At 42.9% G+C, this 14,269-nt stretch carries 11 protein-coding genes; 10 read left to right on the forward strand and 1 reads right to left on the reverse strand.

Going from position 1 to position 14,269, the window contains the following annotated elements; genetic code table 11:
• Positions 1-27 precede the first annotated feature (27 nt).
• From G6Q48_RS03555 to sixA, 4 genes are all read left to right on the forward strand, one after another.
• The gene (locus G6Q48_RS03555) at positions 28-324 is read left to right on the forward strand and encodes a YfcZ/YiiS family protein (protein ID WP_166264544.1); all 297 of its coding nucleotides are present in this window, start codon (positions 28-30) and stop codon (positions 322-324) included.
• Positions 325-597: 273 nt separating this feature from the next.
• Positions 598-1,917, forward strand: a complete 1,320-nt coding sequence (gene fadI, locus G6Q48_RS03560; protein WP_166264545.1) for an acetyl-CoA C-acyltransferase FadI — start codon at positions 598-600, stop codon at positions 1,915-1,917.
• Positions 1,917-4,139 carry a fatty acid oxidation complex subunit alpha FadJ gene (gene fadJ / locus G6Q48_RS03565; protein ID WP_166264546.1) on the forward strand — a complete coding sequence of 741 codons (2,223 nt, stop codon included), beginning with the start codon at positions 1,917-1,919 and terminating at the stop codon, positions 4,137-4,139. The genes fadI and fadJ overlap by 1 nt, the downstream gene beginning before the upstream one ends.
• A gap of 360 nt (positions 4,140-4,499) precedes the next feature.
• On the forward strand, positions 4,500-4,982 hold the full coding sequence (gene sixA / locus G6Q48_RS03570; protein ID WP_102137598.1) for a phosphohistidine phosphatase SixA: 483 nt from the start codon (positions 4,500-4,502) through the stop codon (positions 4,980-4,982).
• An 18-nt stretch (positions 4,983-5,000) separates the two neighbouring features.
• Here sixA and smrB read toward each other — a convergent pair whose 3' ends face one another.
• Positions 5,001-5,543: an endonuclease SmrB gene (gene smrB, locus G6Q48_RS03575; RefSeq protein WP_166264547.1), complete on the reverse strand. Its 543-nt coding sequence runs from the start codon at positions 5,541-5,543 to the stop codon at positions 5,001-5,003.
• Between the two features lie 225 nt (positions 5,544-5,768).
• On the opposite strand from smrB, the gene hutI reads away from it, so the two are divergent.
• From hutI to prmB, 6 genes are all read left to right on the forward strand, one after another.
• A complete protein-coding gene (hutI, locus tag G6Q48_RS03580) occupies positions 5,769-7,007 on the forward strand; it encodes an imidazolonepropionase (RefSeq protein ID WP_102137600.1) in 1,239 nt (412 codons plus the stop codon).
• 270 nt (positions 7,008-7,277) lie between these two features.
• A complete protein-coding gene (gene hutC, locus G6Q48_RS03585; protein WP_181490110.1) occupies positions 7,278-8,015 on the forward strand; it encodes a histidine utilization repressor in 738 nt (245 codons plus the stop codon).
• Positions 8,016-8,337: 322 nt separating this feature from the next.
• On the forward strand, positions 8,338-10,017 hold the full coding sequence (gene hutU / locus G6Q48_RS03590; RefSeq protein ID WP_102137602.1) for a urocanate hydratase: 1,680 nt from the start codon (positions 8,338-8,340) through the stop codon (positions 10,015-10,017).
• Between the two features lie 12 nt (positions 10,018-10,029).
• Positions 10,030-11,562: a histidine ammonia-lyase gene (gene hutH / locus G6Q48_RS03595; protein WP_166264548.1), complete on the forward strand. Its 1,533-nt coding sequence runs from the start codon at positions 10,030-10,032 to the stop codon at positions 11,560-11,562.
• Positions 11,563-11,651: 89 nt separating this feature from the next.
• Entirely contained in the window at positions 11,652-13,043 is a 1,392-nt protein-coding gene (locus tag G6Q48_RS03600; RefSeq protein ID WP_166264549.1) for an amino acid permease, read from the forward strand.
• Between the two features lie 211 nt (positions 13,044-13,254).
• Positions 13,255-14,187: a 50S ribosomal protein L3 N(5)-glutamine methyltransferase gene (prmB, locus tag G6Q48_RS03605; protein WP_166264550.1), complete on the forward strand. Its 933-nt coding sequence runs from the start codon at positions 13,255-13,257 to the stop codon at positions 14,185-14,187.
• Positions 14,188-14,269: the final 82 nt, after the last annotated feature.

Consider the following 14,269-nt stretch of genomic DNA (forward strand, 5'->3'; position numbering starts at 1 on the left):
TAACAGTTTGTTTATTTGGAGAGTAAAATGACTGATGCGATTAACCGTTGTAGCGCGGATGAAACCGCAGCCTGCTGCTGCGTAGATGTGGGAACAGTATTAGATAATAAAGACTGCACTGCCTCGTATCAGCATGTATTCGCTACACAAAATGAAGCGGAAACTATGTTGAAAACACTCACAGAGAAAGCAAAATCTGTTGAGTCAGACCCTTGTGCGATAACCCATTCTATTAAGCCTGTAGAGGGTGGCGTTGAGCTTACGGCAGAGTTTAGTTTTAGCTGTGAAGCAGAAAGTTTGATTTTTCAATTAGGCCTTCGTTAATCAAACGATTGAATTTGCTCTGATTTGCCTTTTATCACTAAAACGATGGCGTGATTAACGCTCAGTGATAAAAGGCTTCCTTATTTCCCTCCTGTTTTCCTCTGCTGCAATTTGTTGGGTTTTTACTCTAAGTTGCGTACCTGCTCGCATTTTTTATCAATACCCATTGATAATTGTGAATTTTATGTTAACAATTGTTACAGGTCAGACCTCTTTGTCCGCTTAGAGAGCTAATTAACTATAATTTTCATTTTTGCTTTAGCAGGAGCGACCATGAATCAACATCTCAACCATGGTGAAAATACAGATAAAACAAATGAAAGGATCGCCATTGTCAGTGGTCTACGCTTACCTTTTGCAAAGCAATCTACGGCATACGCAGGAATTCCAGCAGTCGATCTAGGTAAAGCCGTAGTTGCTGAATTATTAGCCCGTAATGATTTAGATAGAAACCTGATTGAGCAACTGGTATTTGGGCAAGTGGTGCAAATGCCAGAAGCACCGAATATTGCGAGGGAAATTGTTCTTGGTACAGGGATGAGTGTCTCAACAGATGCCTATAGTGTATCAAGAGCCTGTGCGACAAGTTTTCAAGCAATTGTTAACGTTGCTCAAAGTATGAGGGTAGGCGATATTTCTATCGGTATTGCTGGCGGGGCAGATTCATCTTCTGTGCTTCCTATTGGCGTATCAAAAAAATTGGCCGAGACGTTATTAGCATTAAGCAAAGCAAAGTCTGTTGGGCAAAAATTATCATTGTTAGCGAAATTACGTTTGAGGGATTTAGCGCCAGTTGCACCCGGTGTTGCGGAATATTCTACAGGGCTGCGTATGGGAGATACCGCGGAGCAAATGGCGAAAAGTTATCAAATTAGCCGAGCCCAGCAAGATGAGCTTGCTCATCGCTCGCATATGTTAGCGACAAAAGCGTGGGAAAATGGCGCTTTAAATGATGAAGTTATGACCGCATATATGCCGCCCTTTAAGCAAGCTTTTTCCCAAGATAACAATGTGCGTACAAACTCAGTATTATCATCCTATGCGAAATTAAAACCCGCCTTTGACCGTAAGCACGGTAGTGTTACCGCTGCGAACAGCACACCGTTGACCGATGGTGCCGCTGCGGTGTTGATGATGACCGAGTCCCGAGCAAAATCGCTGGGTTATACACCGTTAGGCTATATTCGAAGTTATGCGTTTTCAGCGATAGACGTATGGGAAGATATGCTTTTGGGGCCTTCTTATGCCACTCCGCTTGCTTTGAAACGAGCGGGGTTATCGCTGCAAGATTTATCCCTGATTGATATGCATGAAGCCTTTGCTGCGCAAACACTCGCTAATTTACAAATGTTTGGTAGCCGTAAATTCGCTCAAGAAAAATTAGGAATAGATAACGCAATTGGCGAAGTGGATATGGATAAATTTAATGTCTTAGGGGGCTCTATCGCTTATGGGCACCCATTTGCAGCCACAGGCGCACGAATGGTGACTCAAACCCTAAATGAATTGCGCAGACGGGGTGGTGGTTTTGGTTTAACAACAGCTTGTGCTGCGGGTGGTTTAGGTGCAGCTATGATCTTAGAGGTGGAATAATGGCTCAAAATTCTGCTATAGAAGTTGCAATAGAAAAAACACAACAGGCTTTTCGCTTAGAAATTCATGATGAAAACGTTGGGGTCATCTTCATTGATGTACCGAATGAAAAAGTGAATACATTAAAAGCGGAATTTGCGGAGCAATTCCTTGCAGTTTTACAGCAAGCGCAGTCTACCTCTGGTTTGAAAGGCTTAGTTATCACCTCAGGGAAAAAAGACAGTTTTATTGCAGGCGCAGACATTAGCATGATAGCTGGCTGTGAAAATAAAGCTCAAGCCAGTGAGTTGTCAAAAGCAGGTCATGCACTATTTGATAAAATCGATAATTACCCATTGCCTATTATTGCCGCAATACATGGTGCGTGTTTAGGCGGCGGGCTAGAGCTTGCCTTGGCATGTCATGCGAGGGTTTGTTCTAATGATGATAAAACGAAGTTAGGCTTGCCTGAAGTACAATTGGGGTTATTACCTGGCTCTGGAGGAACGCAGCGTTTACCTCGGTTGATTGGTATTCCACATGCATTGGATTTAATGCTGACAGGCCGCCAGCTAAAAGCGAAACAGGCGCTGAAAATAGGGTTAGTTGATGATGTAGTTCCTGAGTCTATTTTACTCGACGTTGCAGTTAAAATGGTGAAAAAAGGGGGCGTTCAGCGTCCTGCTATCCATTGGCAGCAGCGCTTATTAAGCAGCAAATTATTACGCAATAAAGTGTTCGATAGCGCCAAACAAAAAGCACTCAGCAAAACCAAAGGCCATTACCCAGCCCCTGAAAAAATTATTCATGTTGTGAAAACAGGAATGAATAAAGGGTTGCAAGCCGGTTATGCAGAAGAAGCGAAAGCCTTCGGTGAGCTTGTGATGACACCAGAGTCTGCTGCATTACGTAATTTATTTTTTGCAGTTACCGCGTTAAAAAATGAAACGGGGGCGCAAGCTGCACCCTTGAAAATTAACCAAGTTGGTGTGCTTGGCGGTGGGTTGATGGGCGGCGGAATTGCTTATGTCACCGCTTTTCAAGGTAAATTACCCGTTCGTATTAAAGATATTTCAGACAAAGGTGTCACCCAAGCCCTGCGTTATAGCTGGGACCTACTGACTCAGCGAGTTATCAAACGGCGGTTACTAGCCCGGGAACGAGCAGCCGTTATGGCTAAGGTATCAGGCACATTAAGTTATCAAGGACTGGAAAACGCTAATGTTATCATTGAAGCGGTATTTGAAGATTTAGCATTAAAACAAAAAATGGTTGCTGAAGTTGAAAAGATGTCGAAACAACAAGCTATTTTTGCTTCTAATACATCATCCTTACCTATTCACCAAATTGCACAGAATGCGACGCATCCTGAAAAAGTCATCGGCTTACACTACTTTAGCCCAGTCGATAAAATGCCTTTGGTTGAAGTAATCCCTCATCAACACACAGACGAAACAACGATTGCAACCGTTGTTGCTCTAGCAAAACGCCAAGGCAAAACAGCAATTGTCGTGGGGGATGATGCCGGTTTCTATGTAAATCGCATTTTAGCCCCATTCTTATGTGAAGCTGCCCAATGCCTTGTTGAAGGTGAGTCAATAGAGCATATTGACCGTGCTTTAGTCGAATTTGGCTTTCCTGTCGGGCCTTTTAATCTATTAGACGAAGTCGGTATTGATGTAGGGACTAAAATTTTACCGATTTTAGTTGAGCGTTTTGGTGAGCGTTTCAAAGCCCCTGATTTACTCGACAAAGTCGTTAAAGACGACCGTAAAGGTAAGAAAAATGGCAAAGGTTTTTACGAATATGGTCACCACACTAATAAGTTGTGGTTTTGGAAAAAAGCCAGTAAGCGTCAAGTCGATAAAACCATTTATTCACTGATTGGTGTAGTTCCCAACGATACATTGACTAAAGCGGATATTGCACAGCGGTGCGTTATGATGATGCTTAACGAGGCTGCCCGTTGCCTTGATGAAAAGATTATTAAAAGTGCACGTGATGGGGATGTCGGGGCGGTATTTGGTATCGGTTTCCCACCTTTCTTTGGTGGCCCATTCAGGTATATGGATAGCCTGGGGATTGCAAAAACCGTGGAAACCCTGAATAACCTCGCTATGAAATATGGTGATAAATTCCAGCCTTGTGAATTGCTATGTAACATGGCAGAAAATAATCGAACCTTTTTTTCTGCAAATGCAGAAGATGGGGTTAATGCAACAAAATCAAGTAACGAACAGTAATAGCATCAACAATCATGGCATAGCAGGGTAGCTTGTTAGCCAATGGTTGTTTGATTCAATAAAACCAGTCAAGGCCTGATACCAAATATATCCTTGGTTATCAGGCTTTTTTAAGCCAAGTTCGTACAGTTAGAATAACTAATTATATTATCTTTAACTGATTGATAATAAATACCAAAATTTAGCTCGCAATATAGCCTGCTAAAGAAACATGCATAAAAATTTACTCAAATCATTTTCTTTGTTGGTCATTTCATGCAGAATCACATTTCACCCCAACTGATGGTTACTTTTACAACAATTATCTTAACAACAAAAGAATAGCCACCTTAATAAGGTAGGTTACTCAGATGGTGGATTATGCAAGTTTACATTATGCGTCACGGTGATGCAGCGATACAAGCGCCTAGCGATGCTGAGCGCCCATTGACTCAAAAGGGAAAAGACGACTCAGTATTAATGGCTCAATGGTTACAGAACCAAGGTATTAAGATTGATTCGGTGTTAGTGAGCCCCTATCTAAGAGCCGAACAAACTAGGCAGGTTGTGAGTCAGCACCTCGATTTACCCGTAAAGGCGGAGGTTTTAGGGCAATTAACGCCAGGAGGGAATGCCGCATTTGTGGCTGACCATATTCGAGATCTTGCTGTGCTAGGCGCTAATGCGATATTAGTTGTATCTCATTTACCGCTGGTGGGGTATTTAGTGTCGGAGCTATGTCCACATAAAGAACCTCCGATGTTCACCACATCAACAGTTGCATGTGTTGATATTGATGTGGCCCATCAGAAAAGTCATTTAGAATGGATGCTGAGTCCATCACAACTATTATTTGCGAAATAATACAGAACGGATGAGCGCTTAACGGCGAGCGCTCTCCGCGGTTTCAATGAGTAGTAATAATGCTGCATTACCCCCCCATTCTTTAGGTGCTTGGTGAAAAGCAATAATATCAGGGTGTTGGGCAAGCCATAGCGGTGTTTGTTGCTTTAAAACATGCTTACCATGGCCGTGCATAATACAGGTACAATAGACATTTTCACGCTTACAGGCCGCAATAAGCGCGCCAATTTCTTGCTTTGCTTCCATTTGTGTTAAGCCATGTAAATCCAAAAACAACTCAGGAACGTAGTCACCCCGACGAAGTTTTTTTAATTCATAAGGGTTAGCGTCGGGCCTTAAATAACGCGTTGGGCCTTCATTTTCAAGTTGCGGTTGAAATTCATCTGAAAAATAAAAAGAGGCGTCAACCTGTTCTTGCATGACTTTTTTATTTGATGGTTGTGTCACCTTGGCACGAACAGGTGCGGGCAGGACTTGGTCCTGATGGATTTTCTTTGCTCCATTAATGGCTTCTTTGAAAAGACGGATCTCTTCATCTTCTAGACCAAATTTTTTCTTCATAATTTTAATAATATATTTTTTGTGATTAATTTTTCTGATTGCTAGTGTAACTCATTTTTAATGAATGGTGATAATCGTAGATTGTTCGCGCTAAGTAACATATTTATAACCTTTTTACAGGTAAGCATTGACAAAAGGGGACTTGCTAGTCTAATTGTATATACATATCTATACTATTTATTAATACAATGATTAAAACTGAATTCAATAACAATAGGAAAAACGATGGTATTCAAAACACACTCTCAAGATATCGTTTGGCGTAATGGCCGTATTGCCACTATGGATCCAGAACTATCAGTCCCTTATGGGCTTGTTGAACACCATGATTTAGTTGTCCGTGATAATAAAATAGTTGCAATTGTTCCTACTCAGGAAATTGAATTAAATGACTGCCAGGTTATTGATGTAAAGGGTAAATTAATAACCCCAGGATTAATCGATTGCCATACACATTTAGTTTTTGGTGGTGACCGAGCTTCTGAATGGGAACAGCGAATGAATGGGGTCTCTTATGAAACTATTAGTTCTCAAGGTGGTGGAATTAATTCTACTGTGCGTGAAACCCGTAAGATGAGCGAGAACGAGTTATTTGAACGCGCTAAGCCAAGGCTCGAAGCATTAATTCGAGAAGGTGTGACAAGTATAGAAATGAAATCAGGTTATGGGCTTGATTATGAAAATGAAGAAAAACAGTTACAAGTCGCAAAACGGTTATCTGCACAATATCCTATTTCAGTCAGTTCAACCTTGCTCTCCGCTCACACCGTTCCCGTTGAATATAAAGATAAACCTGATGAATACATTGATTTGATTTGCCAAAAAATCATGCCTAGACTATGGGAAAAAGGCTTGTTTGAAGCAGTCGATGTTTTCTGTGAAAGCGTGGGTTTTTCCCTTGCTCAAAGCGAAAAGTTATTTGCAGCGGCGCAGAAATTAGGCATTCCTGTGAAAGGGCATATGGAGCAGTTATCAAATCTAGGTGGGAGCGAATTAGTTGCCCGATACAAAGGGTTATCGGTTGACCACATTGAATATTTAGATTTAGAAGGGGTTAAAGCACTTAAAGCGAGCGGAACAGTCGCGGTCTTGCTACCGGGGGCATTTTATTTTCTGAGGGAAACCAAATTACCGCCAATTGAGCTGTTGAGGGAACACAACGTTCCTATGGCGGTTTCAACGGATTTTAACCCGGGCACCAGTCCTTTTGCCTCGTTACGTATTATTATGAATATGGCGGCCGTCTTATTTAAGCTGACACCGGAGGAGATATGGGCAGGTGTGACACGTCACGCTGCGAAGGCGTTAGGCCGTGAAAGTAGCCATGGGCAATTAAAAACGGGCTTTGTTGCTGATTTTGTTGTGTGGAACGCGCAAGAGCCAGTCGAAATGATTTATGAGCAGGGGAGTAACCCATTGTTCATTCGAGTCCATGAAGGCAAAATTACCCATCGAAACGGGTGATATATGTGACTCGCAGTTCTAGCTACGAAAATAATAATAATTAATAGCGGTAAATAATGTTGTTTGCCGCAATTTGCCCTAAATATTTTCTGTTTTTTGTTTGTTTCTATTAAAATTACATCGTTTAATTATGTGAATGCTTAATAATTAAGCATGATGTTTTTATTCGCGACTGTCAGGATAAAAAATGTCCGATAGCACTAAGGTCGTGTTGTATGCTATTCAATGAATAGCATATTAATACTTAAGATTTTAATCATTAAATTGGAAATGACTGTGACAGCCGATAAAAAGGATAAGCAGGGGGTACCGCTCCCGCTATATTTGCAAGTAAAACAATCGATTATTGAAAAAATCCACACCGCAGAGTGGCAGGCAAATGACCGTATTCCATCTGAGGCTGAGTTAGTTACACAGTTTCAATGTAGTCGAATGACGGCAAACCGAGCACTACGTGAATTAACCGCAGAAGGGTTATTGGTTCGCTTGCAAGGTGTTGGAACGTTCGTGGCTGAACCAAAGGGGCAATCTGCGCTATTTGAAATCCACAGTATTGAAGCGGAAATACTGGCGAGAAACCATAAGTACAGCTGCAGGATAATTAAACTCGAAGAAATACAAGCGTCACCCGCGCTCGCAAATGAGTTAAATATTAGCCCAGATACCGTGATATTTCATTCTATTATTGTACATTTAGAAAATGATGTCCCTGTACAAATTGAAGACAGATATGTCAATGCGTTAGCAGCGCCTGATTATTTACAGCAAAACTTTTTATCGATTACCCCCCATGATTATTTGTCCCAAGTCGCCCCTTTAACACAAGGGGAGCATATTGTTGAGGCCGTAGAAGCTGATGAGCGCTCAGCGAGGTTATTGCAAATTACCACAGGCGCATCTTGTTTGTTAATTACAAGGCGTACTTGGTCCCAGTCTTTCACTGTGACAAGTACCAAACTATTGTTTCCTGGTCACCGCTATAAGCTTAAAGGTAGTTTCACGTCATAAGTTCTTTCACCACGTAAAAATATGGGCGGAATGATATACAACCTATTTTCCGCTTATCGTATCGAGTTATTCTCTTCCATACCTATTTTGTGTGAATTTATTGTAAATCAAATGTGATCTGGTAGGCATATTTAGAATAAAGAAAACACACCAAAATATCAGCCTTGTTTTTTATCTAATTGTTTTATTTGTATAAAAACATTTTCATATCACATTTTTTTAATCTTTATGTTAAAAAATTAATTGATCGTACATGTATATACAACTATATCTATAAGAACAATAAAAGGTAGCTAATGGACAGATAAGAGAGGGTATACAAGTGACAGCACTGAATAATAAATATCGAAATATCGAAATTAGGGCACCGCGGGGGAATACCTTAAGTGCCAAAAGTTGGCTCACTGAAGCTCCATTACGTATGTTAATGAATAACCTTGACCCAGATGTTGCAGAAAACCCTCATGAATTAGTGGTTTATGGTGGTATTGGGCGCGCGGCACGGAATTGGCAATGCTATGACCAAATTGTTGAGTCCCTGAAACAACTCGAGAGCGATGAAACACTGCTGGTTCAGTCAGGTAAGCCTGTCGGTGTTTTTAAAACCCATGCAAATGCCCCACGTGTTTTAATCGCTAACTCAAATCTCGTGCCACATTGGGCCAACTGGGAACATTTCAATGAGTTGGATGCGAAAGGCCTCGCCATGTATGGCCAAATGACGGCAGGTAGCTGGATTTATATCGGCAGCCAAGGCATTGTTCAAGGAACCTATGAAACCTTTGTGGAAGCCGCTCGTCAGCACTTTAACGGTGATTTAACTGGGCGCTGGGTACTTACCGCGGGTTTAGGTGGCATGGGGGGCGCACAACCTCTAGCCGCGACACTGGCAGGTGCTTGCTCATTGAATATTGAGTGCCAACAAAGCCGTATCGATTTCCGTTTAAGAACCCATTATGTGGATGAACAAGCGGTCGATCTTGATGATGCTCTAGCGCGTCTCAAAAAATACACATCGGAAGGCAAAGCCATTTCTATCGCACTGTGTGCTAATGCCGCTGAAGTTCTTCCTGAGCTCGTCAAACGCGGTGTTAAACCGGATATGGTGACCGACCAGACAAGTGCCCATGACCCGCTAAATGGTTATTTGCCAATTGGGATGAGCTGGGAAGAGTACCGTGAACGCAGTGTTCAAGACCCGCAAGCGACTGCATTGGCTGCAAAAAAATCCATGGCGGAACACGTTAAAGCGATGCTGGCGTTCAAACAGCAGGGCATTCCAACGTTTGATTATGGGAACAATATCCGCCAAATGGCGTTGGAAATGGGCGTAGAGAATGCGTTTGATTTCCCTGGTTTTGTGCCTGCTTATATTCGCCCACTATTTTGCCGCGGTGTTGGCCCATTCCGTTGGGTCGCGTTATCAGGGGATCCTGAAGATATCTATAAAACCGATGCGAAAGTGAAAGAACTTCTACCGGATGATAAGCACTTGCATCGTTGGTTGGATATGGCGCGTGAACGTATCAGCTTTCAAGGTTTGCCAGCGCGTATCTGTTGGGTAGGGCTTGGGGACCGCGCTAAATTAGGTTTAGCATTCAATGAGATGGTCAGAAACGGTGAGGTTTCGGCTCCAATTGTTATCGGCCGTGACCACCTAGATTCAGGCTCAGTGGCCAGCCCAAACCGGGAAACAGAGTCGATGAAAGATGGCTCTGATGCCGTGTCAGACTGGCCGTTACTCAATGCGTTATTAAATACAGCCAGTGGTGCGACGTGGGTATCCTTACATCACGGTGGTGGCGTCGGTATGGGCTTCTCTCAGCACTCTGGGGTTGTGATTGTCTGTGATGGAACGGATGAAGCCGCAGAGCGTATTGCTCGAGTGCTACACAATGACCCAGCTACAGGCGTCATGCGCCACGCAGATGCAGGGTATGACATCGCGATTGCTTGTGCGCAAGAAAAAAATCTTAATTTACCAATGATTAAAACACGTTAAGGAGTGCCATTAATGACTAAGTTAACTATTCACCCAGGAAAAATGACACTCGAAGACCTGCGTATTGTTTTCCAACAAGCGGTAACAGTGACATTGGATAAACGCGCTCATGCGGCTATTGAAAAAAGTGTTGCAACGGTCAATAAAATTATTGAAGAAGATAGAACCGCTTACGGTATCAATACGGGGTTTGGTTTACTTGCCAATACCCGCATCGCGACTAAAGATTTGCAATCATTACAACGCTCTATTGTGATGTCTCATGCTGCGGGTGTTGGCGAGCCGTTAGATGATGACCTCGTGCGTTTAATCATGGTGCTCAAAATTAATAGTTTAGCTCGCGGTTTCTCTGGTATCCGTCTCGAAGTCATTAATGCTTTAATTGCATTAGTGAATGCGCAAGTTTATCCATTTATTCCTGCGAAGGGCTCTGTAGGGGCTTCTGGTGACTTAGCACCATTGGCGCATATGAGTTTAATTCTGCTAGGAGAAGGAAAGGCGCGTTATGAAGGCAAGTGGATCTCAGCGAAAAAAGCGTTAGAAAAAGCTGGGTTAGCGCCACTAAAATTGGAAGCTAAAGAGGGGCTAGCGTTATTAAACGGCACGCAAACATCCACGGCCTTTGCATTGAAAGGGTTATTTGAAGCAGAAAAATTGCTGCTATCTGGCATTGTTTGTGGTGCGCTTAGTGTTGAAGCCACATTGGGCTCCCGTAAACCGTTCGATGCACGAGTGCAAGAAGTTCGAGGGCAAAAAGGGCAAATCGATGTTGCGGCGATGTTCCGTGATATTTTGTCACCGACGAGTGAATTGGCGAAGTCCCATGAAAACTGCGTGAAAGTGCAAGACCCTTATTCACTACGTTGTCAGCCACAAGTCATGGGGGCTTGTTTAACCCAAATTCGCCAAGCAGCCGAAGTGATATTAATTGAATCTAATGCGGTGTCAGATAACCCGTTAGTCTTTACCGATAATGGCGATATTATTTCGGGCGGTAACTTCCATGCCGAACCTGTTGCGATGGCAGCCGATAATATTGCACTTGCATTAGCAGAAATTGGCGCGTTATCCGAACGTCGCATTGCATTATTGATGGATACCCACATGTCGCAGTTGCCACCTTTCTTAGTGAATAATGGCGGCGTCAATTCAGGCTTTATGATAGCCCAAGTGACCGCGGCTGCATTAGCCAGTGAAAACAAAGCATTAGCACACCCTTCGAGTGTTGATAGCCTACCTACATCCGCTAACCAAGAAGACCACGTATCGATGGCGCCTGCAGCAGGTCGTCGATTATGGGAAATGGCAAAGAATGTCACAGGTATTTTAGCCATTGAATGGCTTTCTGCGTGTCAGGGAATGGATTTCCGTGAAGGTTTGACGTCGAGCGAAACCTTGGAAAAAGCACGTAAAACGTTGCGTGACCAAGTGACTTACTATGATAAAGACCGTTATTTTGCCCCTGATATTGAAGCGGCAATTGATTTAATTAACCAATATAAACTGTCTGCGCTCTTCAAGGCTGGCGTAGTCTTCCCTAACTAACATATCAAGCAAATAAAAGGTGGCCGGCAAAGTATCGGCTACCTGAAGTATTTATCTGCACGACAATAAAATAATACGAAGGATAAATCATGCAAAGCACATCACAACTTGCGCGAGGGCTTTCTGCGCGCCACATTCGATTTATGGCTTTAGGTTCTGCGATTGGTACAGGTTTATTTTATGGTTCAGCGAAAGCAATAGAAACCGCTGGGCCTGCGGTATTACTCGCCTATATTATCGGCGGCGCCGCAGTATTTATGGTTATGAGAGCGCTGGGTGAAATGGCGGTTCATCGGCCACTTGCGGGGTCGTTCTCACAGTATGCCAGCCATTATTTAGGGGCTAGAGCGGGTTTTTTTGCGGGATGGACCTATGTTTTTGAAATGCTCATCGTTTGTTTGGCGGACGTGACGGCATTTGGTGTTTATATGAAACTGTGGTTTCCAGAGGTAGCACAGTGGATTTGGGTGTTAAGCATTATTTTCTTTATTGGCGCGATAAACCTATGTCACGTGAAAACCTTCGGTGAAATGGAGTTTTGGCTGTCAATCATTAAAGTTATTGCGATTATTGCGATGATTGTCGGTGGTGCAGCCATCATGATGTTTGGTTTTGGCCAAGCAGCAGACCATGCGGTTGGGGTATCAAACTTATTTATTCACGATGGGTTTATGCCAAATGGTATTGGTGGGGTGATTGCATCCTTTGCTGTCGTGATGTTTGCTTTCGGGGGAATTGAAGTTATTGGTATTACCGCGAGTGAAGCGAAAAACCCTGAAACGACTATCCCAAGAGCGATTAATGCAGTACCAATTCGCATCTTACTGTTTTATGTCCTAACGTTATTTGTCTTGATGTGCATTTACCCGTGGAACCAAATTGGGCAGCAAGGTAGCCCATTTGTGCAAATTTTCGATAGCTTAGGTATTCAATCTGCGGCGAATATCTTAAATGTTGTGGTGATCACGGCGGCAATTTCGGCGATTAACAGCGATATCTTTGGTGCAGGGCGTATGATGTATGGCATGGCACATGAAGGGCAAGCGCCAAGAGCCTTTACCAAGCTGACAAAAAATGGTGTGCCTTGGATGACGGTATTAGTGATGGTCGCTGTGTTGTTAGTCGGTGTGGTATTGAACTATGTCATCCCTGATGATGTATTTGTGGTAATTGCGTCAATTGCGACATTTGCCACCATTTGGGTATGGTTAATGATTTTGCTGTCACAGTTTGCAATGCGTAAAAAAATGTCGCCAGAAGAAATTAGCCAATTAAAATTCCCTGTGCCTATGTGGCCTGTGGCACCTATTTTAGCCATCGCATTTATGGTATTTGTTTTTGGTGTCTTGGGGTATTTTGAATCAACACGAATTGCACTCTATGTAGGCATTGTTTGGTTAGTATTACTGACTATCGCCTACGCACTTTGGGTAAAAAAACCTGAGAAAGAGGCGGAAATCGTACTGCAAAACGAAAGCTAATATCGTTGCTTCCTTGCTGAACTTGTTATTTTCTTCACGCCCTTTAGCTAAATAAAGGGCGTTTTTACGTCAAAACATGCATTAATAAGCGCGATGAGCAGATCCCCTTGGCAAATTTTATTGCATTAATCTGCTGATTTGTCTTTCACTTCGTGGCAAACTTTAACTATTCATATATTCCCTTTCAAAATACAGGCTGGAGAACCCCTTCTTGGAAAAGATTTTCGTTGATGAAGCCGTTGCAGAACTTCATACCATTCAAGATATTTTACGTTGGACGATGAGCCGCTTTAATGCAGCCAATGTGTACTATGGTCACGGTACAGATAACCCATGGGATGAGGCGCTACAATTGGTGTTACCAACACTTTACCTGCCTCTAGACCTGCCCGATGAGCTGTTAACCTCACGCCTAACACCAACAGAACGCCACCGCATTATTGAGCGTGTTTTACGCCGCATTAATGAGCGTATTCCGGTTGCATACCTGACTAATCGTTCATGGTTTTGTGGTCATGAGTTTTATGTTGATGAGCGAGTGCTTATCCCACGCTCGCCAATTGGTGAATTAATCAATAACCATTTTGTTGGTTTAGTGGCGGATGAACCACAAACTATTCTTGATTTATGTACCGGAAGTGGTTGTATTGCGATTGCTTGTGCGTATGAGTTCCCTGATGCAGAAGTCGATGCGGTTGATATTTCAAGTGATGTGCTGGCGGTGGCTGAGCAAAATATTGCCAATCATGGTTTAGAACACCGGGTGATACCGATCCGCTCTGACTTATTCCGCGATATGCCAGAGGTTAAATATGACCTGATCGTGACGAACCCACCGTATGTTGATGCGGAAGATATGGATGACTTACCGGAAGAGTTTCGTGTCGAGCCTGAATTAGCGCTAGCCGCTGGAAGTGATGGGTTGAAATTGGTGCGCCGTATTTTAGCCAATGCACCGCGTTTTCTGGCAGAAGAAGGCGTGTTAGTGTGCGAAGTGGGCAACAGCATGGTTCATCTGATTGAACAATATCCTGAAATTCCATTTATTTGGTTAGACTTTGAATATGGTGGTGACGGTGTGTTTATGTTAACGCGTGAACAACTTGTTGAGCACCACGCACATTTTGAGCTTTATATCGATTAATCAACAGTTGCGTGATGTTCCAAGATCATGTAATCAATAATAACGACACAACGATATAATAATTAACAACCAAAATTCTTAG

Source organism: Providencia sp. M-27, assembly GCF_011077905.1.
Taxonomy (GTDB): Bacteria; Pseudomonadota; Gammaproteobacteria; order Enterobacterales; family Enterobacteriaceae; genus Providencia; species Providencia huaxiensis.

Bases quoted from the DNA above. Each gene is read 5' to 3' on its own strand.
- G6Q48_RS03555 (WP_166264544.1), top strand. From the start codon at position 28: ATGACTGATGCGATTAACCGTTGTAGCGCGGATGAAACCGCAGCCTGC.
- fadI (WP_166264545.1), top strand. From the start codon at position 598: ATGAATCAACATCTCAACCATGGTGAAAATACAGATAAAACAAATGAA.
- fadJ (WP_166264546.1), top strand. From the start codon at position 1,917: ATGGCTCAAAATTCTGCTATAGAAGTTGCAATAGAAAAAACACAACAG.
- sixA (WP_102137598.1), top strand. From the start codon at position 4,500: ATGCAAGTTTACATTATGCGTCACGGTGATGCAGCGATACAAGCGCCT.
- smrB (WP_166264547.1), bottom strand. From the start codon at position 5,543: ATGAAGAAAAAATTTGGTCTAGAAGATGAAGAGATCCGTCTTTTCAAA.
- hutI (WP_102137600.1), top strand. From the start codon at position 5,769: ATGGTATTCAAAACACACTCTCAAGATATCGTTTGGCGTAATGGCCGT.
- hutC (WP_181490110.1), top strand. From the start codon at position 7,278: ATGACTGTGACAGCCGATAAAAAGGATAAGCAGGGGGTACCGCTCCCG.
- hutH (WP_166264548.1), top strand. From the start codon at position 10,030: ATGACTAAGTTAACTATTCACCCAGGAAAAATGACACTCGAAGACCTG.
- G6Q48_RS03600 (WP_166264549.1), top strand. From the start codon at position 11,652: ATGCAAAGCACATCACAACTTGCGCGAGGGCTTTCTGCGCGCCACATT.